The organism is Vibrio sp. S12_S33, from assembly GCF_963889785.1.
GTDB classification, from domain to species: Bacteria; Pseudomonadota; Gammaproteobacteria; order Enterobacterales; family Vibrionaceae; genus Vibrio; species Vibrio aestuarianus.
Genome location: NZ_CAWPQZ010000005.1, coordinates 113,930 through 139,077 on the forward strand (window position 1 = coordinate 113,930; position 25,148 = coordinate 139,077).

Annotated in this window: 22 protein-coding genes; 13 read left to right on the forward strand and 9 right to left on the reverse strand. The window is 42.9% G+C overall.

Translation table 11 applies throughout. From position 1 onward, the window contains the following. Positions 1-8: 8 nt before the first annotated feature. Entirely contained in the window at positions 9-242 is a 234-nt protein-coding gene (locus tag AACW06_RS04135; RefSeq protein ID WP_192074147.1) for a TIGR02647 family protein, read from the reverse strand. A gap of 396 nt (positions 243-638) precedes the next feature. Between AACW06_RS04135 and focA the strand changes: the two genes are divergently transcribed. The 5 genes from focA (at position 639) to AACW06_RS04160 (ending at position 8,150) form a co-directional block, all read left to right on the forward strand. After that, a complete protein-coding gene (gene focA / locus AACW06_RS04140) occupies positions 639-1,490 on the forward strand; it encodes a formate transporter FocA (RefSeq protein WP_192074107.1) in 852 nt (283 codons plus the stop codon). An 838-nt stretch (positions 1,491-2,328) separates the two neighbouring features. Further along, complete coding sequence (gene torE / locus AACW06_RS04145) at positions 2,329-2,505, forward strand: trimethylamine N-oxide reductase system protein TorE (RefSeq protein WP_053309953.1); 177 nt, start codon at positions 2,329-2,331, stop codon at positions 2,503-2,505. Positions 2,506-2,556: 51 nt separating this feature from the next. Then, the gene (torC, locus tag AACW06_RS04150) at positions 2,557-3,741 is read left to right on the forward strand and encodes a pentaheme c-type cytochrome TorC (protein ID WP_192074108.1); all 1,185 of its coding nucleotides are present in this window, start codon (positions 2,557-2,559) and stop codon (positions 3,739-3,741) included. A gap of 24 nt (positions 3,742-3,765) precedes the next feature. Next, positions 3,766-6,228 (forward strand): trimethylamine-N-oxide reductase TorA, encoded by a 2,463-nt coding sequence (torA, locus tag AACW06_RS04155; RefSeq protein ID WP_192074109.1) that lies wholly within the window; start codon positions 3,766-3,768, stop codon positions 6,226-6,228. 185 nt (positions 6,229-6,413) lie between these two features. Next, positions 6,414-8,150, forward strand: a complete 1,737-nt coding sequence (locus tag AACW06_RS04160; RefSeq protein ID WP_192074110.1) for a glycoside hydrolase family 36 protein — start codon at positions 6,414-6,416, stop codon at positions 8,148-8,150. A 101-nt stretch (positions 8,151-8,251) separates the two neighbouring features. On the opposite strand, the gene AACW06_RS04165 is transcribed toward AACW06_RS04160, so the two are convergent. Further along, complete coding sequence (locus AACW06_RS04165) at positions 8,252-9,445, reverse strand: putative manganese transporter (protein ID WP_192074111.1); 1,194 nt, start codon at positions 9,443-9,445, stop codon at positions 8,252-8,254. 227 nt (positions 9,446-9,672) lie between these two features. Between AACW06_RS04165 and AACW06_RS04170 the strand changes: the two genes are divergently transcribed. Further along, entirely contained in the window at positions 9,673-10,578 is a 906-nt protein-coding gene (locus AACW06_RS04170; RefSeq protein WP_192074112.1) for a manganese-dependent inorganic pyrophosphatase, read from the forward strand. An 86-nt stretch (positions 10,579-10,664) separates the two neighbouring features. Then, positions 10,665-11,057: a DUF2750 domain-containing protein gene (locus AACW06_RS04175; RefSeq protein WP_192074113.1), complete on the forward strand. Its 393-nt coding sequence runs from the start codon at positions 10,665-10,667 to the stop codon at positions 11,055-11,057. Between the two features lie 69 nt (positions 11,058-11,126). On the opposite strand, the gene AACW06_RS04180 is transcribed toward AACW06_RS04175, so the two are convergent. From AACW06_RS04180 to pspF, 7 genes are all read right to left on the reverse strand, one after another. Further along, complete coding sequence (locus AACW06_RS04180; RefSeq protein WP_202883962.1) at positions 11,127-11,909, reverse strand: DUF2927 domain-containing protein; 783 nt, start codon at positions 11,907-11,909, stop codon at positions 11,127-11,129. An 8-nt stretch (positions 11,910-11,917) separates the two neighbouring features. Beyond that, positions 11,918-12,706, reverse strand: coding sequence for a peptide ABC transporter ATP-binding protein (locus AACW06_RS04185; RefSeq protein ID WP_053310441.1), 789 nt, complete (start codon positions 12,704-12,706; stop codon positions 11,918-11,920). A 2-nt stretch (positions 12,707-12,708) separates the two neighbouring features. Beyond that, positions 12,709-13,704: a peptide ABC transporter ATP-binding protein gene (locus tag AACW06_RS04190; protein WP_192074114.1), complete on the reverse strand. Its 996-nt coding sequence runs from the start codon at positions 13,702-13,704 to the stop codon at positions 12,709-12,711. Further along, positions 13,704-14,591 carry an ABC transporter permease subunit gene (locus AACW06_RS04195; protein ID WP_192074115.1) on the reverse strand — a complete coding sequence of 296 codons (888 nt, stop codon included), beginning with the start codon at positions 14,589-14,591 and terminating at the stop codon, positions 13,704-13,706. Before AACW06_RS04195 ends, AACW06_RS04190 begins: the two co-directional genes overlap by 1 nt. Further along, positions 14,578-15,540 (reverse strand): ABC transporter permease, encoded by a 963-nt coding sequence (locus tag AACW06_RS04200; RefSeq protein WP_053309944.1) that lies wholly within the window; start codon positions 15,538-15,540, stop codon positions 14,578-14,580. The genes AACW06_RS04195 and AACW06_RS04200 overlap by 14 nt, the downstream gene beginning before the upstream one ends. Further along, positions 15,540-17,159, reverse strand: a complete 1,620-nt coding sequence (gene sapA / locus AACW06_RS04205; RefSeq protein ID WP_192074116.1) for an ABC transporter substrate-binding protein SapA — start codon at positions 17,157-17,159, stop codon at positions 15,540-15,542. Before sapA ends, AACW06_RS04200 begins: the two co-directional genes overlap by 1 nt. 96 nt (positions 17,160-17,255) lie before the next feature. Then, positions 17,256-18,257, reverse strand: a complete 1,002-nt coding sequence (gene pspF / locus AACW06_RS04210) for a phage shock protein operon transcriptional activator (RefSeq protein WP_192074117.1) — start codon at positions 18,255-18,257, stop codon at positions 17,256-17,258. A 205-nt stretch (positions 18,258-18,462) separates the two neighbouring features. Between pspF and pspA the strand changes: the two genes are divergently transcribed. The 6 genes from pspA to AACW06_RS04240 all read left to right on the forward strand — a co-directional run bounded on the left by pspA (position 18,463) and on the right by AACW06_RS04240 (position 25,114). After that, positions 18,463-19,131 (forward strand): phage shock protein PspA, encoded by a 669-nt coding sequence (pspA, locus tag AACW06_RS04215; protein WP_053309942.1) that lies wholly within the window; start codon positions 18,463-18,465, stop codon positions 19,129-19,131. 13 nt (positions 19,132-19,144) lie between these two features. Next, complete coding sequence (pspB, locus tag AACW06_RS04220; protein ID WP_192074118.1) at positions 19,145-19,378, forward strand: envelope stress response membrane protein PspB; 234 nt, start codon at positions 19,145-19,147, stop codon at positions 19,376-19,378. Further along, positions 19,371-19,757 carry an envelope stress response membrane protein PspC gene (gene pspC, locus AACW06_RS04225; RefSeq protein ID WP_192074119.1) on the forward strand — a complete coding sequence of 129 codons (387 nt, stop codon included), beginning with the start codon at positions 19,371-19,373 and terminating at the stop codon, positions 19,755-19,757. Before pspB ends, pspC begins: the two co-directional genes overlap by 8 nt. Positions 19,758-19,901: 144 nt before the next feature. Continuing rightward, positions 19,902-20,936, forward strand: a complete 1,035-nt coding sequence (locus AACW06_RS04230; protein ID WP_192074120.1) for an efflux RND transporter periplasmic adaptor subunit — start codon at positions 19,902-19,904, stop codon at positions 20,934-20,936. Between the two features lies 1 nt (position 20,937). Beyond that, complete coding sequence (locus AACW06_RS04235; protein WP_192074121.1) at positions 20,938-22,023, forward strand: efflux RND transporter periplasmic adaptor subunit; 1,086 nt, start codon at positions 20,938-20,940, stop codon at positions 22,021-22,023. Further along, complete coding sequence (locus AACW06_RS04240; protein ID WP_192074122.1) at positions 22,016-25,114, forward strand: efflux RND transporter permease subunit; 3,099 nt, start codon at positions 22,016-22,018, stop codon at positions 25,112-25,114. Before AACW06_RS04235 ends, AACW06_RS04240 begins: the two co-directional genes overlap by 8 nt. The last annotated feature ends 34 nt before the right edge of the window (positions 25,115-25,148 follow it).

Here is a 25,148-nt window from a genome sequence, read left to right on the forward strand (position 1 = left end):
GCTATTGGTTAAGAGCATAGCACTCGTAAGACTCGCTCCGCATGTTCAGCCACTTCAATGCCTTCATCGGTCAAGTAGCCACCGTCAGGCAGAGTACATAGATTTTTATTAAACAAGCTTTTCACTGCAGATTGTATCTCTTCAGATGCATCATTGTGCACTTTAATGCCTGTCGCAGCACTGCTTAAGTCAAATCGAAGCAGCAGATTTAGCTCGGCGATATGTTTTTGAGTAAATTTCATCTCGGCACCTATATAGTGAATGATTTTTTTCACCATAAATTGCTCTTGATGTTGCTGCAATCAGTTGTTGTAAGAAGTGTTAGCTGCAACCAAATTGGGGATATTTCACACAGTATTATCCATTGAGTCAGAACCCCCGATTCTTATTACGGCGCTGATAACTGTCTAACTTGCATTGCTTGCGCATATTGAGAATTAATCGAGCTGAAGAGATAAAATTATCGATGTGTAATAAATTGACAATTATTCTGAATTGACATCTGTTTGCATGATTAAATTCCATGCATCAGCTCACGGTAAAAACATTTTCAGTAAACATCAAAAATAGCCCTTGAATTGATCGGGAAATGGAGCGATTATCCGCGTCCTCTATTACTTGTTTCAAAATGTTTCACCATGAACTTAAACCAATTTGATTCCTTAATGCCACCACAAATGGCTGAACGCGCTGCGGAAACTGGTGTTGGAAAAGCAACCAAAGACCCTGTCAAGTCGTTCTTACTTGCTATTTCAGCAGGTTTACACATCGGTATTGCTTTCGTTTTTTATACCACGGTAACGACTGGCACTGGTGACATGGCTTGGGGTTTAAGTCGCTTTATTGGTGGCCTTGCTTTCAGTTTGGGGCTGATCTTGGTGGTGGTGACTGGTGGTGAGCTTTTTACTAGCTCGGTGTTAACTCTAGTGGCTCGAGCCAGTGGTAAAATTTCATGGGTAATGCTGATCAAAAACTGGGTCATTGTTTATTTTGGCAATTTAGCTGGGGCGTTGTTGTTGGTTGCCTGTATGCTGGTGTCTAAGCAGTATATGTTTGATGGCGGCCAAGTTGGACTAAACGCCATGGCTATCTCTCAGCACAAACTGCATCATGAGTTTTTACAGGCTATTGCTCTTGGCATTATGTGTAATGTTCTGGTCTGTATTGCGGTTTGGATGACTTTTAGTGGTCGTACCTTAACCGATAAAATTATGGTGATGATTTTACCCGTTGCAATGTTTGTCGCAGCTGGTTTTGAGCACTGTATTGCCAACATGTTTCAAGTTCCTATGGCGATTGGTATTAAATATTTTGCTCCAGCTGAATTTTGGCAAATGACAGGAGCCAATATTGCCGATTATGCTGACTTGAATTTGATGGGTTTTTTAATGAATAACCTACTACCAGTAACCATTGGTAATATTATTGGTGGTGGTGTGTTTGTTGGTATGTGGTATTGGCTTATTTACCTGCGGGATGAATCACACTGATAGTGGGGTTTATCAATTACTTTAAAGCGACGTTTAACGTCGCTTTTTTAAACCCCGGAATAAACTCACCGCTAAAGGTTTTTTCAGGGGATAGCTAGCTTATCCACAATTTCTGTGGATAAGCTGTTTTAAAGATCGTGTGTAAGATTAACTTGATGATTTTTAGCACGAAAATCGGATGGTTTTTGTGTATTAATGCTCTCTATTAGGGTAAGTGTTTCCCTTATTGCCCGTCACGCATCGTTGACTTTCCTATCTTATCCCCTTCCTATTTGAAGTTGCAGCGGTAATGGCTACGTTAGCTCACCTTAATTGCATAGTTTATCTATGCTCATGGGAATGAACTCACTTGCCGTTTACCTACAATTTCAAGTTGTTTGGGTATAGATTGACTTACATTGCCTTCTCTCCTCGAATTTGCCTTTAGTTTCCCTAATTACACCTTGTTTAGGTCTAATATCACAGGGAGAAAATCTTGTTCCCTTTGTATTTTTAGCAACATCTTCTTTACATTCTCGCGGTTATTTTATCCATTTTGGGGGCGGTTTTTCAGTCATACATTTTTATTTTACTTGATGGATGTATTCATTTTGTTTTCTGTTTAACATATTTAAAACAAAATTAAAATGACACATTTATTCATATATTTACACATGATTTTTTAATAAAACACAACTCGGTATGAGCTCAAAAAAGTGTGCAATTAAAGGCTTGGTGAGGTGTTAATTTATTGAACCTTACTAAGAGTATGGTCTAACATTTTACATCAGAAATTGTAAAAGTTTGGCTTGTTAGGCCGAGCTACTCAAAATTACTTCATTACAAAATAGGTAAATGTATGAGTGATGTTAATAAAATGGAGAGTGGTGAGAAGCGTTCTCTTGAATGGAAATCTTTCCTCTTAATTACCGTAGTTCTCTTTCCGATCTTAAGTATCGCCTTTGTTGGTGGCTATGGATTTATTGTTTGGATGCTACAAGTATTCTTCTTAGGTCCCCCAGGTGTGCACGGTTAGTTCCGTAGCTTATAACTTCCACTTTTGATCTAAATTTTAAGAGAGCTAATCATGAAATCATTGTTAGTCAAAATCTGGCGAACTATGACCCGTCCAGCGGTTCACATCAGCCTTGGTGTGTTAACCATGGGGGGCTTTATCGCTGGTGTCATTTTCTGGGGTGGTTTTAACACCGCACTGGAAGCAACAAATACTGAAGAATTCTGCATCAGTTGCCACACCATGCGTGACAATGTGTACGTTGAATTACAAGAAACGGTTCACTGGAAAAATCACTCAGGTGTTCGCGCTACATGTCCTGATTGCCATGTTCCACATGAATGGACGGCAAAAATTGCGCGTAAAATGCAAGCTTCGAAAGAAGTGTTTGCACAAATTTTTGGTGACTTAGGTACACCTGAAAAATTTGAAGAACGCCGTATTGAATTAGCAAAACATGAATGGGATCGTTTTTCTGCTAACAAATCCCTAGAGTGTAAAAATTGCCATAACTACGAATCTATGGATTTCGAGCAAATGTCTCCAACCGCGCGAATTCAAATGAAACAGGCGGCAGAGAAAGATCAAAGTTGTGTTGATTGCCATAAAGGTATTGCGCATAACTTGCCGAAAAATATGGACAGTTCAGGTGGCTTAATTGGTGAGCTTGAAGGCATGGCATCTCGTACCGATTACTCTGTCGGCAAACAGATTGTCAGCGTTCGTTTCTTACCGGTTTATGAAGATGCACAAGCTAAAGTTGAAGCGGGTTTACTCAACCCAGCCTCTACTGTGACCGTTCTTGATGAGAAAGGTGAGATGGTGCAGGTCGAAATTGATGGCTGGAGAAAAGCCAAAGGCTTTGGTCGTGTGATTCAAGAAGACTTCGGTATGAATATCGCGGTAGGTTCATTAATGAAAGAAGCGGCCCAAAGTGATTCTATCGTGACTGTTGGTGAGAAAAAAGAGGATGATCTGACAGGTCTTCCATGGGAGAAAGTCAGCGCGAAAGTCTGGATGAAGAAAGAAGCGATGCTAAGCGATGTTGCCCCTATCTGGGAAAAAGCCAGCGAAGCTTACAAAACCAACTGCTCTGTTTGTCACACTCAACCAGATGAAGCGCACTTTGATGCGAATACTTGGCCAGGTATGTTCAACGGTATGATGGCGTTCGTTAACTTTGATACTGACAGTGAAGCCTTAGTATTGAAGTATTTGCAAAAACACTCTTCAGATTTTTCTGAAGGTCACCATTAATCAACGTCACACGGAGTTTTTAAAATGGCTATTACACGAAGAAGTTTTCTTAAAGGTGTAGCAACCACCAGCGCGGCGTCGGTTATTGGCCCTAGTTTACTGGCCTCGACAGCAGCTAATGCCGCAGAAACAACCGGAACGTGGAAAGTATCCGGTTCTCACTGGGGCGCATTTCGCGCCCATATCTACGCGGGTAAAGTTCAAGAGATCAAACCGTTAGAGTCTGATACTCACCCAACCGATATGCTCAACGGCATTAAGGGCATTATTTATAGCCCTTCGCGTGTGCGTTACCCAATGGTTCGCCTTGACTGGTTGAAGAAACATAAGTACAGCGCAGAAACGCGTGGTAATAATCGTTTCATCCGAGTGACTTGGGATGAAGCGTTGGATCTGTTTTATCGTGAACTGGAACGTATTCAGAAAGATTATGGCCCATGGGCATTGCACGCAGCTCAAACGGGTTGGAACCAGACTGGTTCTTTCCACAACTGTACGGCGATGATGCAACGTGGCGTAGGTATGCACGGTAACTTCATCAGCAAAGTCGGTGACTACTCGACAGGGGCAGGTCAAACGATTTTGCCTTACGTATTGGGTTCAACCGAAGTGTATGCTCAAGGTACATCTTGGTCTGAAATCTTAGAAAATTCAGACAATATTGTGCTGTGGGCAACCGACCCTGTCAAAAACCTCCAAGTTGGTTGGAACTGTGAAACTCACCAATCCTTCCCTTACCTTGAGCAGTTAAAAGAAAAGGTAGCAAAAGGGGAGATAAACGTACTGTCGGTCGATCCTGTCAAGAACAAAACACAACGTTTCCTAGAAAACGACCACTTATACATTAACCCACAGACTGATGTGGCGTTTATGTTAGCGGTGGCGCATGTGCTTTATAACGAAGATCTTTACGACAAAGAGTTCATTAAAACATACTGTCTAGGTTTTGATACCTTCATTCAGTATGTGCAAGGTGAAACGAAAGATAAAGTCGTTAAAACCCCAGAGTGGGCGGCTGAGATCTGTGGTGTAAACGCTGAGAAAATCCGCGAATTCGCTCGCATGTTAGTTAATGGGCGCACGCAGTTGCTGTTTGGTTGGTGTATCCAACGTCAAGAGCATGGTGAACAGCCATACTGGGCGGGCGCGGTTATTGCGGCGATGGTTGGTCAGATCGGCCTACCTGGTGGTGGTATTTCTTATGGACACCATTATTCAGGTATTGGTGTGCCATCAACCGGTTTTGCTGCTCCAGGTGGTTTTCCTCGCAACTTGGATACCGGTTCTAAACCGAAATGGGATAACGAGAATTATAACGGCTACAGTAAAACCATCCCTGTTGCGCGTTGGGTTGACTGTTTGTTAGAACCAGGTAAAGAGATCCGTTATAACGGTTCAAAAGTAAAATTGCCGGATTATAAGATGATGGTTATCTCGGGTAATAACCCATGGCACCATCATCAAGACCGTAACCGTATGAAGAAAGCGTTCCGCAAACTTCAAACTGTAGTAACGGTTGATTTTGCTTGGACTGCAACGTGTCGATTCTCTGATATCGTACTGCCAGCTTGTACACAGTTCGAGCGCAATGATATCGACGTTTACGGCTCATACTCAGGTAAGGGTTTAATTGCAATGCATCGTTTGGTTGATCCGTTGTTCCAATCTCGTACTGATTTTGAGATTTTCACTGAACTGACTCGCCGTTTTGGCCGCCATGAGGAATTTACTCGTGGAATGGATGAAATGGAGTGGGTACGCTCACTGTATGAAGATTGTAAGAAAGCCAATGCTGGTAAATTTGAGCTACCTGAATTTGATGCATTTTGGGAACAAAGCGTGCTTGATTTTGGTGAAGGTAAACCTTGGGTTCGTCATGCGGATTTCCGTAAAGATCCAGAGATCAACGCGCTAGGTACGCCATCAGGTTTCATTGAAATTACGTCACGTAAAATCGGGCGTTATGGTTATGAACATTGCCAAGATCACCCAATGTGGTTTGAGAAAACCGAACGTTCTCATGGCGGTCCAGGTTCGGAAAAACACCCGTACTGGTTACAGTCTTGTCACCCTGATAAACGCCTGCATTCACAAATGTGTGAATCTGAAGAGTATCGTGCAACTTACGCGGTGCAAGGTCGTGAACCTGTCTATATCAACCCGACTGATGCTAAGGAAAAAGGCATTAAAGACGGCGATTTGGTTCGAGTATATAACGATCGTGGTCAGCTACTTGCTGGGGCTGTGCTATCAGATAGCTACCCTCGTGGTATCATTCGTATCGAAGAAGGTGCATGGTATGGGCCGCTCAGCGAGAAAGATGGTGCTATCTGTACTTATGGTGATCCAAATACCTTAACGTTAGATGTGGGGTCATCTGAGCTAGCACAGGCGACTTCTGCCAATACGTGTATTGTCGACTTCGAGAAGTTTACCGGTAAAGTGCCGCCGGTAACGTCGTTCGGTGGACCACTAGAAGTCGTCTAACCTCTATAGAGACTTACATCTTAAGTGATATTACAATGCCAGCCTTTGAGCTGGCATTATTCTTTCTTATTATTGAATAAATCGGTTGATAAGTAGTTAACCAAGATAAAACGTGACCCAATTAACTAACTGAGTTATTAATTTATTAGACACTGTTAATAACAGTCATTTTTGCTGAGGTTACCATGACAACAATACTGCTACCGTGCCATCGAGAAGTGGAACTACTCCAATCGGATTTGAATGCTGAGCTGCAAGGTTGTGAACTTCATTTTTCCTATGCGGGAATTCACAATTCCCTGATTTCTGATCGCTATGCATTATTTCGTCTCTTATTTGACGTAGAATCGGACGCGAAAGTGATCGGTGATGGTTTCCAAATGTTAGCGCAAACGGCAGGTCAACCACATTACCCGCAAGATGTAGGCCGCTGTCCAGATAACAGCTTAAGTTATCGTATCTATTCCCCCCAAGATACAAAACGGTACTACAACTATTTGGTGGTTGAAGAATCTACAGGCTATCAACTGTTCGGTTTTACTTCATGTCATCGTTTTGCTGGATACTTTGAGATGATTGAAGAGAGAGGACATTCCTATCTCGTTGCTGCCATTGATGGTGAAAATACGCACCCACAAGATTGGGCCGAAAATCAATTAGAATCGGTGGTTATCTTACGAGGGGAGTCGCTATCTACGCTTTATCATGAGTATGCTCAACATATTATGGTGCATCATCAGCCTCGTTCAGGGGTTACCCAGCAAGCGCCTATCGGCTGGTGTTCTTGGTATGCTTATTATGCAGACGTAACAGAGCAGCACGTCATATCAAATGTAGCATGTATGCAAGGGGAGCTGAAGGAGCTCGAATGGGTATTACTTGATGACGGTTACCAAGCATTCATGGGAGATTGGTTGACCCCGTCGGATAAATTTACTCGTGGTGTAAAATCCGTCATTGAAGATATCAAGCAAGCGGGGAAAAAACCGGCGATCTGGCTGGCTCCATTTATCGCTCAAGCAGAATCTCAGGTATTTAAAGAACACCCCGATTGGTTCGTACAAGGTGCAAATCGCCAGCCAATGAAAGCAGACGAAGTTACCTATGGAGGCTGGCGTTGTACGCCTTGGTATATTTTAGATACTTCCAATCCCGAAGTGCAGGAGCACTTAACTTATGTTGTTAAAACCATGCGAGAAGAATGGGGTGTCGAGTTATTCAAACTAGATGCTAATTATTGGGGGACACTCAAAGGCCGTCGCTACCAAACAGGGGTTACGGGGGTTGAAGCGTATCGACTTGGAATGCAAGCCATTGCCGAGGGGGCGGGAGATGCCTGGTTATTGGGCTGTAATGCGCCGATGTGGCCATCATTAGGTTTGGTGGATGCGATGCGGGTATCGGATGATGTCGAGCGCTGCGCACATCGTTTTGAGCAAATAGCGAAAGAGGCTTTCTACCGAAGTTGGCAGCATCGTAAGTTATGGCAAATTGATCCTGATTGTGCCACGTTCACTTCTTTAGCGAATCAATCGACCGAGCGCGCAAACTACGAATTCCACCGTAATGTACTGCTCGCCTGTGGCGGCTTACTGCTTTCAGGTGACCCACTTCCGGATCTAACCAGTTTTGCGAAACAGAGCTTAATTAAACTAATGATTAGGCACAAACATAATCAGGAATCGGCAAAATTAACGTCGTTGGCGCTTAATCATGCTTTCTTGAAACTCACCGATCGTAATGATTTGCACTGTTTGTTTAACTATGGTGGTAAAGCTCAAGATTACACCTTAACGGCCAATTATGCGGTGGATTGGTATGATTACTGGTCTGGAGAAAAATTATCAGTAGAGCCGGTTCAGGTACTGGAAGTGCCACTGGCGAGCGGTTTAACCAGTCGTGCTGTTATTACTTCAGGTTAGGATTTGGTATTGCTTTACACTTTGTATACCTCTCCTACTTCAAGTCATTTAGGTACAGTGTTTAATATGAAATGTAACCAAACGCTAATCTGTGTTTGGTATTACATTTCAAACCACCAATAGCATCCATATCCTACGATTAAAGCTGGTATTGAGGTGTACACTGTGGCGAGTATCGCTGCTTTGGGTGCTAATGCAATGGCAGGAAAAAGCGCGTCACCATCGTTAGAGATCGCATTTGAAATTTGGGTTGAGAATGGCACTACACCAGAAAGGTATAGGCTAGTGATTAATATCTGAGGTCCACAACCTGGTAATAAACCCACAACGACGCCTAGTAAAGGCATCCATTCAGCCCATTCAGCTAAATCTTTAATCGGCTCCCAGCCAGAAAAATGACGAATCAATTCAAATGATAGAAAAGCAATGATGACCCACGCACTGACAAAGTGAGTATCTTGTGCAGCTTTTTGAATAGGGTGGGCACTTTGCGTTTTTTCATCTTCAGAGACAGTGGATTGATAACTGTCGAGTTCTGTGGTGAGAGACCAAAGTAGCATGCTAATAATGGCAAGTATTGCTCCTATCCATTGCATGGTTTGAGCCTTCAAATTGAAAACTACATTAAGATCAATTTGGAACGATCCGGCGAGCGCAACAAAAGAAGCGGGGATCAACAATAGTTTCCAAAACAGCCCTTGCAAATTCAGCGCTGTTGATTGTACATGCTGTGATGGAGAGTTTGTTGGTGGTGATAGCTGAAGCGGACTTTTCTGTGGGCGTAAGAAGGCGTCATCATGAAAATAATTGATCACAAATCCGGTCAGACAACCAGTAATAATTCCGATACTAATAACGCCCAATCCTGTGAGTGGTTTACTTGCCAATAGTAAAAATGCTGCGTCCCCCATGGTAGAGGTTAATACCGCTACCAATGCCCCAAAACCAACGCGTCCGCTAACAAATTGCGTTGTAACGACAATAGCTCCACCACATCCGGGCAGTGCACCCAGTAAAGAGGCAATAATAACTTGGATATGCCTTGATTGTTGGTACGCCAAAACCAGCCAGTGGGCAGAGCTCATATAACGAGATAAGTAGTGATAGCAGGTCAAGGTAAACGCGACATAAGTTGATACGGCCCAGAATGCATCAGAAAGAGCGCCTAATGAGAGCGAGCGAGTATGTTCATTAAGCAGCAATATGATCAATAACAATGGCAGAGCTAACCGTTGGTAACCACAGTTAAATTGTGAGGGAGTAAAAGCTGAGTTAGACCATTTGATTGAGTTCATAGCGCACCTTATAAAATTCATTGCTCATATTGGTGAAATGAGAATTGTTATCATCATATGTCATTGAGAATTATTCGCAATTGATAATTGTTAATTTTTGAAAAGAATTTCTTAGTAGCAACTCATGACAAATTCTGAAAATAAGGTAAAGTAACGGCCTTTATGAGCAATTTCGCCTATCAACATAGATAGGCTATCAAATCAAATAGCAATAAATAGGAAGAAAGATGATTCTAGTTGTCGGTCATAAGAACCCAGATAGCGATAGTATTTGTAGTGCACTTGTGGCAACTGAGCTGCTAAAAGCTCGTGGTCAAGAGGCTATGCCGATCCGTCAAGGTGAAATCAATCGCGAAACTCAGCACATCCTAGAAGTCGCTGGTGCAGAGTCTCCAGAATTACGCACTTCTGTTGCTGGTGAAAAAATTTGGTTAGTAGATTACTCAGATCTAGCCCAAGCACCTGACGATGTCGCTGAAGCTGAAATCTTAGGTATTGTTGATCACCACCGTCTAGGTGATGTGATGACAGTAAACCCAATGGAAGCTTGGATCTGGCCTGTTGGTTGTACTAACACTGTTCTGTTCAACATGTTCAAGATTGAAGGTCACACGATTTCTCAACAGGTTGCTAAACTAATGATGTCTGCAATTTTGTCTGACACGGTCGGTTTTGCTTCACCAACGTGTACGCAAAAAGACAAAGATGCGGTTGCAGAACTGGCTGAAATTGCTGATGTACAAGACGTTGACGCATTCATTAAAGATCTTCTTATTGCGAAAACAGATATTGAAGGCTTGTCTGCTGCTGAATTGGTAGAAAAAGATCTAAAAGGCTATCCATTTAACGGCCGTGATGTTGTGGTAGGCCAAGTGGAACTAGCAACGCTTGAGCAGGTTGATGGCATGATTGAAGCAATTGAAGCGGATCTTGTTCGTCGCTGTGAAGAAGACAATCTTGCTTTTGCCGCTGTGATGCTAACCGATATCACTACTGCGCAAACCCGTTTGCTTTACACTGGTGAGTGGGCTGAGAAACTAGCCAAGCACCAGAAAAATGGCATGTTGATGATGGAAAATACGCTAAGCCGTAAGAAGCAAGGCTGGCCTTGGCTTCAAGCTGAATTAGTATAGTAAGCTCATCCCTTAAATTTACGATAAATAAAACGCCCGCAGTGTTACACTGTGGGCGTTTTCTATGAGATAACCGGAGAATGATTATGGCGAAAGCACTTAGCGTAGAACAGATCGAAACCATCAATCGCTACAATGAAGAAGATCGCTTTAAATATTGTGTTAAAGAAATAGTAGTGAATCGTGAAGTTTGGATTCTAAAAGACGAACACGGTTGTGTGATGCTGAACACAGAAGATGATGATTGTGTGCCAGTGTGGCCAAATCAAGAGTTCGCAGCAGCGTGGGCTACCGGTGAATGGGAAGCATGCCAACCTGAATCAATCTCTCTCAATAAGTGGCACAGTCGCTGGACCACAGGCCTAGAAGATGATGAACTTTCTGTGGTTGTATTTCCTAACGAACGTGAAGAAGGCGTGGTACTGTTTCCTGATGAGTTCGATTTTGAATTGAAGAAGCAGCAAGCAAAGCAGCGTTAATCCACAACCTATCAGAGCGCTCAATTTATTAGCAGTCGATGAGTTTGGTAGTTGATTTTTATCGGTGGCTCAATAGCCTATGAGCTGATAAAGAGGTGCGGATTTTGACAGGGTGACAGCATTATTCAGTACACCCTGTTGTTCATACTCTTTGAGTATCGATTGAATAACGCTTTTAACTTCCTTTTCTTGCATCCCCGTTTTTAGTCGTTTGTCATAAAGCATACTCAATAAGATAACGTCAAGTGGAGACAATAGTTCTTCCGGTGTTTCATCATTAAATATTGAAGGGTAGGCTTGTTGTGAATCATTAGGTAGGCCAAGTACTTGCGTTATTTCTTCAACAATACAAGCGAGCAGTTTACCGCGCTCATGGGCTTTATCGACAGGAATAATGACTACCGCTTTGATGATCTCATGAGTGTTAATATCGGTTGTGTAGTTGGCGATACAGATTGCATTATTTAAAACCCCCAAGCTGCTTTTGCCGATATGTGTTGCTACTTCATTTTCCCATTTGGCTTCTTTGGTAAAAATCCACGTTACGTTGGCTTCATTACGGTTAGAGACTCGATAAATAGGGTGTTGTGTCACCAATGCCAAGTGTTGAATATGCAAGTCAACTAGCTCATCGTGCAAGGCTTTATCGGGGACATCATGCTGTACCCATATTTTTACCGGTTGTGCCCATTTGACTAAGGGGTATTTGCCTGCGTTATATTCGTTACGCAACGCAACTTGGACGAACGCCTTACTGATAAAGCTTTTGTCCTTCCATGTTTCGCTATAGGCCCAAGCGGAAGTGCTAAAAACGAGCAATAAATAGGCCGATAATCTCACTTTCCCTAGCAAAATTTTTCCTATTTGAAGTAAGGCGCTTTATTGAAATGGCTTTCAATCATACGCTGAGTGATCGGGTGTTCTGGATTGGCTAATACCGTTTGAGTATCGCCAGATTCGACGACTTCGCCCTCATGCATCACCATAATTTTATCGGTAATGTGCTTCACAATACCAATATGTTGAGAAACATAGACAAATGAAACGCCCATTTCTTCTTGTAGCTCTAGAAACAGATTGATGATCTGTGAACGCATTGCCATATCTAAGCCATTGAGTGCTTCATCCGCGACAATGATCGACGGTTGCAGAATAAGGGCGCGAGCTAAGCAGACACGTTGCTTTTGTCCTGTCGCTAACATCTGCGGATAGAAATAAGCATGTTCTGGCAATAAACCAACCCGTAAAAGCGTCTCTTTTACTCGTTTCATACGAGCCTCGACGGGCATATTAGTATTTCGTTTGAGTGGCCCTTCAAGAATGCGTCCGATCTGAATACGTGGGTTTAATGATGTATTCGGGTCTTGGAAAATCATGCGAATGAGTTTACAACGCGTTGAGTAATCTTTGTGCTCAAGAAGCTCACCATTTACTCGGATTTCTCCAGAAGTAGGTTCAACCATACCGGAGATCATCCGTGCTAGCGTCGATTTACCTGAACCATTTTGACCAATAAAGCCGATCGTTTGTCCTGCATCGAGGGTAAAGCTGACCGGTTTCACCGCGTGCTGTATTTTCTTGCGAAACAGTCCAGATCGAGTGACGAAATCTTTGGATAATCCGTTAACTTCTAGCAGTGAAGTGGTCATGCTCATGATGATTGCTCCATATTTAACGGAAAGTGACAAGAAAACTTATGGTTTTTTATCCGTTGCGGATAAGGTATTTCAACGCATTGACGTTGAGCATATGGGCAACGAGGCCCCAAGCGACAACCAATTGGTAAATGTTGTAGTGGTGGAATGGAACCGGGCAAAGACTGTAGTTTTTCTTTATGGGGAATCCAGTCACTAAAGTCAGGCATCGCTTTAAGCAATGCGACAGTATAGGGGTGCTTGGGCTCACTCAAAATTTTTTGGGTATCGGCTGATTCAACAGATTGCCCGCAATACATGACCGTAATGCGCGTCGCCCATTGTGTGATGTTCGTTAAGTCGTGGCCAATTAGCAAAATAGTGGTGTTATTGACTTGATTCATGCGGCTCAACAAACGCAAAATTTGCGATTGAGTGATCGGGTCTAAATCGTTGGTCGGTTCATCGGCGATCAACAATTTTGGTTTGGTTGCAATCGCCATTGCAATCATGACTTTTTGGCATTCCCCATCGGTCAGTTCATAAGGGTAGCTGTTCATGACGCGAGTATGATCTTTAATGCCGACCTTATGTAGTAAAGCCTTGGCTTGTTTTTTACGCCATTTGAAACGTTGCCACCATTTGCCTTCAAAGGTACGAGATGGAATGGACTCTATCAACTGCTTGCCGACTTCTTCTGATGGGTCCAAACAGGTTGATGGTTCTTGAAAGATCATAGCAATATCGCGGGCAATGACGCGTCTGCGTTCTCGTGCAGTCAGTTGCAACAAATCAATATTGCCCAGACGCATTCGGTCTGCGGTGACCGTCCAGTTATCTTTACAGATGCCAACAATAGCTTTTGCTACGAGACTTTTTCCTGAACCTGACTCACCCACTAGGCCGCGAATTTCACCTTCATTCATGGTCAAACTCATGCGGTCAACCGCTTTAACTAAGCCTTGCGGTGTATCGATTTCAATGGTGAGGTGGCGAATATCTAATAACGGCATTATTCAACCCCTGCATTTAAAGCTTGGCGTACGCCTTCACCGACTAGGTTAATGGTGATAACCGTAAACATAATGGCCAACCCGGGTAGGGTAACGGTCCAAGGTGCTAAGTAAATCAGTTCTACGGAATCACCCAATATTGCTCCCCATTCAGTACTTGGTGCCTGCGCGCCAAGCCCAAGAAACCCAAGCGCTGAAATATCTAAAATAGCAACCGACAGAGCAAGTGTCATTTCGCTTGCAATGACAGCAAGCACGTTGGGTAAAATGGAGTTCCACAATAAATAAAAATCATTGGCACCATCTAATCGTGCGGCGAGGATATAATCTTTCTCAACTTCGTTATGGACCGCAATATAGACTGAGCGTATAAAACGTGGAATGAGAGCTAAACCAATGGCGAGTAATATATTGAACTCACCAACCCCGAGTAAAGCAACGAAGATAATGGCCAAAAGCAGAGAGGGGATAGACATCACCGTATCAAGTAAGTGATTTAACGTACTAGATAAAAGCCCCTTAGTCATACCTGCCATGATACCGATAAAGCAGCCTATCAATGCAGCAATTAATGTAATGATAACGGCAGCACCAAAGGTGAACTGAGAGCCATCAATTAAGCGAGAGATAATATCTCGCCCTAAATCATCAGTACCAAGGAAATATTCAACAGTTCCGGCTGGATCCCACGAAGGAGGAATGAGTAACTCTCCGCTTTGGAGTTGCGGATCATGAGGCGTTATCCAAGGTGACGTTACTGTAATTAAAACAATAAGTACTAAGCACCATAGCCCAAACATCGCCAAACTGTTGGCACGATAGCTGCGCCAAAAACGCTCAAACTGCGTTGGGATATGCTCTTCCTGATATACGTTATTTGTTAGCATACCATTCCTTCCTTACTAGCGGGTTGATCATGGCGCCAATCAAATCAGATAGGGTGTTGGCAGCCAGTACTAATACGCCTACCACAATCACGCCGGCTTGAATCGATGCGTAATCTTGATTTGATAGGGCATCTAGCAGCCAACGCCCAATTCCAGGCCAGTTGAAAATAGACTCGGTAATAATAGCCAGAGTAAGCATGCCCGATAATTGCACGCCAAATTTAGGAATAATCGGAGGGATCGCATTTCTAAGCACATGTTGGGTAACAATTTCATGATTGCTTAGACCTTTAATCCTTGCTGCACGAATATAATTTTGCGACATCACATCCGCAACGGAGGCTCTCATTAAACGCACGACTTGCGTCGTGGGAGCTAAAGCGAGAACGAAGCAAGGTAAAGCCATATGTTCAATAACGCTTTGCAATGCATGAGCACGGTAAACTCCTTCAGCAAAAAAAGCATCAATCAAAGCAAAACCGGTGACATGTTCGACTTGGTATAGAAGATCATATCGTCCAGCAACGGGGAACATTTCATAGTGTAGTGAGAACACCATAATCATCAGTAGAGCAACCCAAAAAAGCGGCGCGGAATACCCTGACATGGAAGTAAATGAAATGACGGTATCGATCCATTTGCCCTGTTTCATACCGGCTAAGGTACCGAGTGGAATACCAATTAATAGCGACAGTGTGAATGCGATTAAACACAGTTCTAATGTGGCAGGAAAGACGACGGCCAGCTCATCGACAATGGCAACACCATTGTGGTTGACCCCAAAATTTAGCTGCATAAGCTCACTTAAGTAAGTCGACCAGCCGGACCAAAAACCTTGCATTGCCCACGGTGATGTAGGATCTAATCGTAGTAGATGAAAGCCGACCAGTGTTAAAATCAGCAACGTGATGATAAATAAATTGAGCCTACGAACGGTATATAAAAACACTATTTCACCCTCTCAACACGGTTGAATGGTTGAACATTGAATGGACTCAACTTAAAGCCAGTTAAGTTACTGTTATAGGCTTTGAATTGCATTCCGTGTGCCAGAGGGATCACGGGGAATTCTTCGTTCAAAATATTCTGTGCCTGTTTGTATAAATTCAGTCGGTAGCGTGTTTTATCGACTTCTAAGGCTAAATCTAATAGGAAATCAAAATCGTTATTACACCACATGGCAACATTAAGACCTGCACGGTTTGAGTTACAAGAGAGCAGTGGTCTTAAAAAGTTATCAGGATCTCCGGTATCGCCAATCCAGCCCGTCAAAAATAGGTCAACATTTTCGTTTTGTACCATATCAGATCGATTTAGGCGGTCTTCAGTCAGCAAGTTTAGTTTTATTCCTATGTCGGCGAAGTTTGCTTGAATTAACTCTGCTGTTTTGCGTGGGCTTGGATTGTACGCTCTTGGCTCCGTTGGTACAGACATGGTGAGTTCCAAGTTGCCGTAATATCCTGCTTCTTTAAGCAACGCGATAGCATAGTTGCGGTCATAACGAATTTGAATACTATCTTTTTGATAGGCCCAAGATGATGGCGGCAGAAGATTATAAGCAATACTGCCGGTGCCGTAGTAGACCGAGTCTAAGATATTTTGGCGGTTGATAGCGAAATTCAGCGCTTTACGCACACTGGTATTACGCAGTGCAGGGTGTGAGGTATTAACCGCGATAAATGCAACATTCATTGCTGGCTTCGCTTGAAGTGTGAGCTCAGGTTGTTGCTCAACAATAGGTATCTGACTTGAGATCGGGGAACTTAGCACATCACATTCGTGTCGCAGTAATTTTGCCAATGTACCAGTACCTCTATTTGAAATATCAAATACCACTTGTTCCATTTTTGCAGGGCCATTCCAGTAACGACCATTGCGACGTAGACGAATAAGATCATTGACTTTAAATTCATCAAGATAAAACGGCCCCGTGCCGACAGGCAAGCTATCTATCAAGGTTTTTTCATCATCAATAATCAATTGGTTTGCATATTCGTAAGATAGAATCACCGCATGGCTTGTTGATATGTTAGATAAAAATGAGTTGTCAGGGCGGCTAAGGATAAACTTGACCGTTAGATCGTCAATGGCTTGAACATCAATCAACAGATTTTTGAAATCAATACCAGCAAACCATGGATAAGTGCCACCATTTACGTAATGAAAGGGATTGGTTGAATCGATAATGCGCCGAAAGCTGAATGTTACGTCATCGGCGTTCAGCTCACGCGTAGGGCTAAACCAAGCGGTGGTTTGAAAGTAAACACCAGATCTAAGATTAAATGTATATTCAGTGCCGGCTTTATTCACGCTCCAACTGGTTGCTAAATTGGGTAGCGGTTGCAAGGTATCAGCGTCTAGCTGTAATAGAGTGTCATACAGTTGTGGGCTCAGAGCTTCTGATGTGATGCCATTATCAACTAGCTGAGGGTTAAACGTTGTAGGGCTGCCGTGACCACAATATACGAATCCGCTTTGGCGAATTTTACTATGGTCAATCTGATCGCCACAGCCTGCGAGTAGGCTAAAGCTGCATATTGCTAGCGTGAATCGTAATAATGTTTTCATAATGAAAAATAACTGTGAGAAGTAAGGCAAACAAAGCTAATCATTATGCCTCAAAATCCTGATAATCTACCATTTTTTGTTGTACTAAACACAGGGTTAATCACTATTCATTCCTACGAGTTGGTATTTTCTTACCATGCCTCGTAATTGGTGGTAGCTCAACCCCAACAATTCTGCCGCTTGCCTTTGGTTAAATTTGCTCTTTTCGAGAGCTTGAGTCAGCAGTATTTTGTCTTGCTCTTCCTGCCATTTTTTATAATCCATAGGAAAATCAAAGTGGCTATCACTAGTATGGTTGATTGCGTTGTTATTGCCATCATTTTGCAGATGCCATTGACTGGTGAATGGGTCAAATATCAAGTTATCAATAGGTTGCTCAGTATCACCGTGTTGATAGACAGCGCGTTCTACAACGTTTTTTAGTTCTCGTACGTTACCGGGCCAAGTATAGTGCTGAAGTTGTTGTATTGCATCAAAGCCAAACCCAACAAATAAACTTAGATTGAGTTCTCGGCACATTTTTATGGCGTAGTACTCGGCGAGTAGAATAATGTCTTCTTTTCTTTCCCTTAGCGGTGGTAGTTGGATCACATCGAACGCTAACCTATCGAGCAAATCTGCGCGAAACTTCCCTTGCTGTGCCAATTGAGGAAGATTAGCGTTAGTGGCACAAACGACGCGTACGTTGGCATTCAATAATTCACTACCCCCGACACGTTCGTATTGTCCATATTCAATCACTCTGAGTAACTTTTCTTGTACTGAAAATGGGGCTGTGGCGAGTTCATCGAGAAACAAGGTTCCTCCTTCTGCGCGTTCAAAGCGCCCTTGGTGGCGTCCTTTTGAGCCAGTGAAAGCGCCTGATTCATGACCAAACAATTCGGAGTCGATTAACCCTTCACTGAGCGTTGAGCAGTTGAGTGAAATAAGTGGTTGGTCCCAGCGCTTAGACAAATAGTGCAGCCGTTGAGCGATCAACTCTTTACCTGTACCGCGTTCACCAACGATTAAAACGGGTCGATCAATACGAGCCAGCTTTGAGACCTTATCCAATGCCGAGAGAAAGCTTGGGGATTCTCCAATTAAGTTTTGTTGCATACTTTTTCTCTCCAAATATTTGAAAATGGCAAGGTTAAATTTACCAATAGTTGGTTTTTTTTATCATAGCACAACGTGGTTAGTATTACCCAATTTGTTAAGTGTTTGATTGTTAATGAATTAAATATTGGCATGGATGTTGTTTATACATTTGCATCATAGGTTTTGATGTGTTCAAAGTGTATTACTAGTAAGGAGATTCATCATGGGTATTTTTTCTCGTTTTGCAGATATCGTAAATTCAAACATCAGCGCATTATTAGATAAAGCGGAAGATCCAGAAAAAATGATCCGCCTTATCATTCAAGAAATGGAAGATACGTTGGTGGAAGTGCGAACCAATTCAGCCAAAGCCATTGCGGATAAAAAAGAATTGGCGCGTAAAGTTGATGCGATGGATGCGCAAATAGTAGATTGGCAACAAAAAGCGACACTAGCCCTTAGTAAGCAGCGTGAAGAATTAGCGCGAGCGGCGTTGATTGAAAAGAAAAAATTGCAAGAAATAATCAAAGGATTGCATACTGAACAGACGCTGGTGGAAGAAACGATTGACAAATTAACCGGTGAAATCGGTAAATTAGAAACGAAAATCTCCGAAACCAGAGCCAAACAACAAGCATTGGCCATTCGTAGCCAAACCGCTCATAATCGTCGTGATGTTCAACGTCATCTGCATACTAGCCGCACTGACGAAGCAATGGCGAAGTTTGAACAATATTCACGCAAAGTGGATGAACTGGAAGCGGAAGCGGATTTATACGCAAAATCGGGTAATGCAAAGACTTTGGATCAAGAATTTGCTGAACTGCAAGCACAAGACGAAATTGAGCAAGAGCTAGCAAAACTTAAACAGCAGATGGATCAAAATAAATAACGAGGAGTGACATATGTCATCATTTTTCATCGCAGGGCCATTGATTGTTTTCCTCATCTTTGTCGCGCCATTGTGGTTATTTTTTCATTATCGCAGTAAGAAAAGTTCAGGTAATGCACTTTCTCAGGAAGATTTTGAACGTTTGAAAACGCTGTCGCAAAAAGCAGAAGGCTTACAGAGTCGTGTTGAAACCTTAGAGCGTATACTGGACGCAGAGTCCCCGAATTGGAGGCGAAATAATGGCTAGAGAGCTGTACCGTGATGCCGTGAATGGAAAAATTACTGGTGTTTGCGCTGGGCTTGCAAACTACCTCGGGCTTGAAGTTTGGCTGGTTCGTATTTTGGTGATTTCTGCTTCGCTATTGGGTGGTTTTTTCTTAGTGGCATTAGCTTACCTAGCATTAACGTTAATGCTAGAGAAACAGCCCGTTCAATATGTAGAAGCACTCAAAAGCCAACGTGAATACAAATTAAAGAACAAGCCTTGGGAACAAGGACAAACCGCAGAAGCATTATTGGACACGTTAGATCAAGACTTATGTCAAGTAGAGGGGACAGTTCGTCAAATGGAAGCGTACGTTACCTCTGAAGCATTCAAAGTAAACCGAGAGTTTAGTAAGCTTTAGATTACGGTATTAACTTCCTGTTTGAGAGCTAGACCTATTTTAGTTCTCAACTGGTTAATTTTTATAGAAATTAACGGAATCTTTCTCGCTATCTCGATAGGATTCATCTATTTTTAGATAAACTGTAAAAATGGATGATATAGCATGTACAAACCTCCTGTTTTATTGCTGGTGACTCTGGCAATACTGTCAGGGTGTGGTAAGGAATTACCCCCCGTGCCTGAGCCAGATTCACGCCCAGCCAAACTCTTCTCTGTTTCTGTCGGCAATACCCAATTTGAAAGAACTTTTCCAGCTACAACAGAAGCCGGAGATAAGGCTGTTTTAGCATTTCGCGTTCCTGGATTACTTGAATCAATTGATGTGACCGCCGGTCAACAAGTAGCGCAAGGTGATCTCCTTGCCAAGTTAAACCCAGATGAATATTCACTGTTAGAGCAACAAGCCCAAGCTAATTTTAAGTTAGCGGATGTGCAGTACGAGCGATATAAAAAGCTTAGAAAAGATAAAGTTGTTTCAGAGCAAGATTTTGACCAAGCGCAGGCAAACCATAATTCGGCAAAAGCGATGTGGGAGCAGGCTAAAGCCAACTTGCGTTATACCCAGTTAGTTGCGCCTTATGCTGGCACTATCTCGCTTATCCCTGCTGAAAATCATGAATTCCTTGCGGCTAAGCAAGGTGTGATGAACATTCAAACCAATCAAATCTTAAAAGTGATTTTCCAACTACCAGACCACTTGCTAAACCGTTTTGTTAATGGGGCCGATTCCGTAGCAACGGTGAGGTTTGACTCTTTCCCTGAACGAGAATTCCAATTGCAGTTTCAAGAAGTTGATACTGAGGCTGATTCAAAAACTGGTTCTTATAAAGTCACGATGGTGATGGAGCGTCCGACAGACATAGGCATATTGCCCGGGATGGTCGGTATCGTTCGAATAGTGGCAGCGAAAGCCAGTGCAACACGTATTCCAACGTCAGCACTTTTTGATGAAAATGGACAACAATGCGTTTGGCGAGTCACCGAAGAAGGTGTTGCTGAAAAGGCGTTGGTTGAATTGAACGCTGAAAACCAAGTGCTCTCAGGCCTAAATGATGGTGACCGAATTGTTATTTCTGGCGTCAGTGGTATTTCGCAAGGCATTAAAGTACGTGAATGGATTAAAGAGCGAGGACTGTAAGATGAAGCAATGGATAATGTTGTGTGTGCTTTCATCTTCAGTGCTACTTACTGGATGTGAAAAGACAGATACCTCAGAGCGAGACATGGTGACACGGGTAAAAGTTGTTGAGTTGGGTAGTGAAAAACTCAGTGATAGCCTGTATTTTCCTGCGGTTGCTAATGCTGCCGATCGCTCTCATCTGAGCTTTCGTGTGGCGGGAGAAATAAACCAACTGACGATAAAAGAAGGGGATAGAGTTAAGCAAGGAGATGTGCTTGCTACATTAGATCCAACCGATTATCAATTGGATGTTGATAACGCTAAGGCGCGCTTTACGGTCATTGATAGTCAATATACTCGTTCAAGCCCTTTGGTCGAAAAAGGCTTGCTTGCTAAGTCACAGTTTGACGAAATCGCCGCTCAACATCAAATTGCTAAAGCCGAGTTAGACCTTGCAAAGTTACGCTTGTCTTTCACCCAGCTTAAGGCTCCCGTTGAGGGTATCATTTCGCGAGTCAATGCGGATCAATTTGAGAATGTGCAAGTAGGGCAACAGATAGTCAATATTCACAGTATTGATTCCGTTGAAGTGTTAATTCAGTTGCCTGATCGTCTTTATATCAGCCAACCTAAATCCGTTGGACTAGAAAGAATGGAGGCGCTTGTACGAGTCCCTAGCGGGAATACTTATACTGCTATGGTCAAGGAATTTACGACAGAACCTAACCCCGCTACTGGTACCTTCTCTGTGACGCTTTCCTTACCGATGCCTGATCAAGAATATATTTTGGACGGCATGGCAGTGGAAGTCACCACCCAAGGTGGCCAGGCTGGATTACAGCTAAATACAGGCGTAAGTGTGCCAATTGAAGCGGTATTTAATGCCGATGGTGATGGTTTAGAACGAGATAACAAATTCGTTTGGATATTAAATGATGATAATACTGTGAGTAAAAAGCATGTGATGCTGGGGAAGGCTTCAATGGCGAGTGTGCAAGTACTTGATGGACTTAGTGCTTCAGATACGGTCGTGACGGCTGGTCTATCTAAACTGCGTGAAGGAACGGTAGTGGAAGTGGTTAAGCAGGAGGCAGGTAATGAGTAATCAACAACATACGCCTCAAAGTGATGACAATGTAAAAGGTGTCGCAGCATACTTTATCAGAAACCGTGTCATCAGTTGGATGCTGTCGCTTATATTCCTGATTGGTGGTGTATCTGCATTCTTTGGATTAGGGCGCTTAGAAGACCCTGCTTTCACTATCAAAGATGCCATGGTGGTGACAGCTTATCCTGGTGCAACGCCGCAACAAGTGGAAGAAGAAGTAACGTATCCGATAGAGAAAGCGATTCAACAATTAACCTATGTTGACGAAGTTAACTCGATTTCAAGTCGTGGATTGTCACAAATCACGGTCACCATGAAAAATAACTATGGTCCTGATGATCTTCCACAAATATGGGATGAGTTGCGCCGTAAAGTGAATGATCTTAAAGGTCAGTTACCTCCTGGTGTTAATGACCCGCAAGTGATTGATGATTTCGGTGATGTATACGGTATCTTGCTTGCCATTACTGGTGACGGATATAGCTACAAAGAATTGCTCGATTATGTGGATTACTTGCGACGTGAACTGGAACTGGTTGATGGTATCAGTAAGGTTTCTGTGTCTGGTCAGCAGCAAGAAAAAGTGTTTATTGAAATATCGATGAAGCGCATCAGTTCGCTAGGGCTTTCTCCACAAACAGTGTTCAACCTGCTTTCGACACAGAATGCGGTCTCTGATGCTGGTGCTATTCGTATTGGTGAGGAGTACATTCGCATACAACCGACGGGTGAGTTTAATGATGTTGATAAATTAGGAGACTTAATACTTACCGAAAGCGGTGCGAAAGGGCTGATTTATCTACGTGATGTGGCTGAAGTGAAACGTGGTTATGTTGAAGTTCCAAGTAACATCATCAATTTTAATGGTCAATTAGCCTTGAATGTTGGCGTTTCATTTTCTCAAGGTGTCAACGTGGTTGAAGTTGGCAAGCGATTCGACCGTCGACTTGCGGAGCTAAAATACCAGCAGCCAGTTGGCATCGATATTTCGGAAATTTATAGCCAACCCAAAGAAGTAGATAAATCCGTTAGCGGTTTTGTGGTGAGTTTAGGGCAAGCCGTTGCTATTGTGATTATTGTTCTACTGTTTTTCATGGGGCTGCGCTCAGGCCTATTAATCGGTTTGATTTTGTTGCTGACGGTGTTTGGCACGTTCATTTTCATGCAGTATTTCAGAATTGATCTACAACGAATTTCTCTCGGAGCATTAGTCATAGCGCTAGGGATGTTGGTGGATAACGCGATTGTGGTAGTCGAGGGCATATTAATAGGGACGCAAAAAGGACGTACCCGAATGCAAGCGGCTACTGATATCGTTACTCAAACCAAATGGCCGCTATTAGGGGCAACGGTGATTGCGGTAACGGCTTTTGCGCCGATAGGTTTATCCGAAGATGCAACGGGTGAGTACTGTGGCACCTTGTTTACGGTACTACTTATTTCACTGATGCTCAGTTGGTTCACCGCTATCTCACTGACGCCATTTTTTGCTGATCTCTTCTTTAAAGGCCAAAAATTTGCAGAAGGTTCAGAAGACAGTGATCCATACAACGGTATGGTTTTCGTTATCTACAAAAACTTCTTAGAATTTTGTATGAAACGAGCGTGGATGACGATGGGGGCCTTAGTTCTTGCTCTTGTCGCCAGTGTTTATGGTTTCACCCATGTAAAGCAAGCTTTCTTTCCATCATCAACGACGCCGATGTTTTTGGTTGATGTTTGGATGCCAGAAGGTACAGATATACGAGCAACTAATACCAAATTAAAAGTATTGGAACGTTGGTTGTCTGAGCAAGATGATGTTGAACATATCACTACAACGGCGGGTAAAGGTTTACAGCGCTTTATGTTGACTTATGCTCCAGAAAAGAGCTATGCCGCCTATGGTGAAATTACAACACGTGTTGCAAGTTATGAAGCTCTTGCCCCCTTAATGGAGCGGTTTAGACAATACGTTGATCAAAATTTCCCAGAAATTAACTACAAGTTAAAGCAAATTGAATTGGGTCCTGGTGGCGGTGCAAAAATTGAAGCTCGAATTGTTGGTTCTGACCCAACCGTATTGCGGTCAATTGCCAGACAAGTGATGGATATTATGCACGCTGACAAGGGAGCTTATAATGTTCGTCACGATTGGCGAGAGCGCACCAAAGTTATTGAACCACAGTTCAATGAGAGCCAAGCTAGACGTTACGGTGTGACAAAATCCAACGTTGATGAGTTTCTTGCTATGTCATTCTCCGGTAAAACGATTGGCGTGTATCGAGATGGTACAACCTTGATGCCGATTGTAGCTCGCCTACCAGATGATGAACGGGTTGATATTCGTAACATTGAAGGGATGAAACTATGGAGCCCTGTTATTGGTGACTATATTCCTTTACAGCAAGTAACGTTGGGCTATGAAATGCGTTGGGAAGATCCTCTCATCGTACGTAAAAACCGCAAACGTATGCTAACCGTAATGGCTGACCCTGATCTTCTCGGTGAAGAGACGGCATCAACATTACAAAAGCGTTTACAGCCGCAAATTGAAGCGATCAAATTACCTGCTGGGTATTCACTTGAATGGGGAGGAGAGTATGAGTCCTCACACGATGCTCAAGAATCACTATTTAAAACAATGCCACTGGGTTATTTGTTTATGTTCTTAATTACGGTGTTCTTGTTTAACTCCGTTAAAGAGCCACTGATTGTTTGGTTAACGGTACCACTTGCGTTGATAGGGGTTACCACTGGACTATTAGCTCTTAATACGCCATTTGGCTTCATGGCATTGCTTGGTTTCTTGAGCTTGTCAGGCATGTTGCTGAAAAACGGTATTGTTTTATTGGATCAAATTGAGATTGAAATGCATTCGGGAAAAGATCCTTACCTGGCGGTTGTTGATGCTTCACTAAGTCGTGTTCGTCCGGTTTGTATGGCGGCAATTACCACGATTTTAGGTATGTTGCCACTACTGCCCGATATCTTCTTCAAGCCGATGGCGGTAACTATTATGTTTGGTTTGGGTTTTGCTACGGTACTGACATTGATAGTAGTTCCTGTGTTATACCGACTATTTCATAAGGTAGCAGTACCTAAATAGCTAGTTGATTATTTCAAGTCACAGTGCCTCTGAT

What these genes read in the sequence shown, in the direction of transcription:
- pspA (WP_053309942.1), top strand. Translation starts at nt 18,463, where the DNA reads ATGGGTATTTTTTCTCGTTTTGCAGATATCGTAAATTCAAACATCAGC.
- AACW06_RS04185 (WP_053310441.1), bottom strand. Translation starts at nt 12,706, where the DNA reads ATGACCACTTCACTGCTAGAAGTTAACGGATTATCCAAAGATTTCGTC.
- torC (WP_192074108.1), top strand. Translation starts at nt 2,557, where the DNA reads ATGAAATCATTGTTAGTCAAAATCTGGCGAACTATGACCCGTCCAGCG.
- AACW06_RS04235 (WP_192074121.1), top strand. Translation starts at nt 20,938, where the DNA reads ATGAAGCAATGGATAATGTTGTGTGTGCTTTCATCTTCAGTGCTACTT.
- AACW06_RS04135 (WP_192074147.1), bottom strand. Translation starts at nt 242, where the DNA reads ATGAAATTTACTCAAAAACATATCGCCGAGCTAAATCTGCTGCTTCGA.
- sapA (WP_192074116.1), bottom strand. Translation starts at nt 17,159, where the DNA reads ATGAAAACATTATTACGATTCACGCTAGCAATATGCAGCTTTAGCCTA.
- torA (WP_192074109.1), top strand. Translation starts at nt 3,766, where the DNA reads ATGGCTATTACACGAAGAAGTTTTCTTAAAGGTGTAGCAACCACCAGC.
- AACW06_RS04195 (WP_192074115.1), bottom strand. Translation starts at nt 14,591, where the DNA reads ATGCTAACAAATAACGTATATCAGGAAGAGCATATCCCAACGCAGTTT.
- AACW06_RS04170 (WP_192074112.1), top strand. Translation starts at nt 9,673, where the DNA reads ATGATTCTAGTTGTCGGTCATAAGAACCCAGATAGCGATAGTATTTGT.
- AACW06_RS04175 (WP_192074113.1), top strand. Translation starts at nt 10,665, where the DNA reads ATGGCGAAAGCACTTAGCGTAGAACAGATCGAAACCATCAATCGCTAC.
- focA (WP_192074107.1), top strand. Translation starts at nt 639, where the DNA reads ATGAACTTAAACCAATTTGATTCCTTAATGCCACCACAAATGGCTGAA.
- AACW06_RS04165 (WP_192074111.1), bottom strand. Translation starts at nt 9,445, where the DNA reads ATGAACTCAATCAAATGGTCTAACTCAGCTTTTACTCCCTCACAATTT.
- torE (WP_053309953.1), top strand. Translation starts at nt 2,329, where the DNA reads ATGAGTGATGTTAATAAAATGGAGAGTGGTGAGAAGCGTTCTCTTGAA.
- AACW06_RS04190 (WP_192074114.1), bottom strand. Translation starts at nt 13,704, where the DNA reads ATGCCGTTATTAGATATTCGCCACCTCACCATTGAAATCGATACACCG.
- AACW06_RS04240 (WP_192074122.1), top strand. Translation starts at nt 22,016, where the DNA reads ATGAGTAATCAACAACATACGCCTCAAAGTGATGACAATGTAAAAGGT.
- AACW06_RS04230 (WP_192074120.1), top strand. Translation starts at nt 19,902, where the DNA reads ATGTACAAACCTCCTGTTTTATTGCTGGTGACTCTGGCAATACTGTCA.
- pspB (WP_192074118.1), top strand. Translation starts at nt 19,145, where the DNA reads ATGTCATCATTTTTCATCGCAGGGCCATTGATTGTTTTCCTCATCTTT.
- pspC (WP_192074119.1), top strand. Translation starts at nt 19,371, where the DNA reads ATGGCTAGAGAGCTGTACCGTGATGCCGTGAATGGAAAAATTACTGGT.
- pspF (WP_192074117.1), bottom strand. Translation starts at nt 18,257, where the DNA reads ATGCAACAAAACTTAATTGGAGAATCCCCAAGCTTTCTCTCGGCATTG.
- AACW06_RS04160 (WP_192074110.1), top strand. Translation starts at nt 6,414, where the DNA reads ATGACAACAATACTGCTACCGTGCCATCGAGAAGTGGAACTACTCCAA.